Genomic DNA, 825 nt, shown 5'->3' on the forward strand with positions numbered 1-825 from the left:
CGGCCGCGGCCCGCCCGGCCGCCTTGCCCGAGTTCCCGCGCCCCGGGGCCCGCCGCGCCGCGGACGTGCTCCTCTTCCCGCGCTTCGGCTGTTCCGCGGCCTCCTCGGCTCCCCGTTTCCGCCGTGGCGCCGGGACGGTCGCGCTCCCGGCCGGCGCCTCCTTCTCCTCCGGCGGCGCGGCCGGGGTGACGGGCGCGGGGACGGCCCCCAGCGCCTGCTGCACGCTCAGCAGGACGGCGTGGTCGTGCTGCAGCGCGGCCAACTGCTGCTGCAGGGCGGCGATGTCACCGCTGATACGTTCCTGCTCCTTGAGGTTGCGCTCGAGGTCGCTCGCCACCTGCGCGGTGTAGTGGGACGTGAGATCCGTGGCTGCAGCGGTGCTCTCGGACATGGCGGTGCCCCTCCCGTAGGTGTCCTGGTGGCCCGTCATGCTACGGCCGCCCGGCCCGGCCCGTGGCTCCTCCCGGACGTTCACCGTCCCCACGCGCGGTGCGCGGAACGCCTGTTCCCCCCCGGACGGGGCCTTGCTCCACTCGGGGTACCGGTGGCGGACCCGCGCGCCGGACCGACGGTTTCCGGCCCGCCGAAGTCAGGCTGACCCCATGGCTTCATCGATCGAGCGTCCACCGCGAGAGGGCCGGCGGCACCGCCCTCCGGTCCGGGCGGGACGGCCGTCCGCCCCTGTCCGCGCGCGCCGCCGTCTGCCGTCGGTGGTCGTCGCCCTCGTCGTGACAGCGGCCCTGTCCGCGTGCGGGGTCCCCGGGAGCGGCGCGGCGCCGGACACCGCACCGGACCGGGCCCCGGCCTCCGTGACCCCCGCGACGT

The 825-nt window shown here is 77.2% G+C and carries 1 pseudogene; it reads right to left on the reverse strand.

Annotation, left to right across the window (positions count from 1 at the left end):
• Positions 1-391: pseudogene (locus G3I53_RS31735) on the reverse strand (hypothetical protein); the annotation flags it as partial.
• Positions 392-825 lie beyond the last annotated feature (434 nt).

It is taken from the genome of Streptomyces sp. SID14436, assembly GCF_010548465.1.
GTDB lineage: Bacteria > Actinomycetota > Actinomycetes > Streptomycetales > Streptomycetaceae > Streptomyces.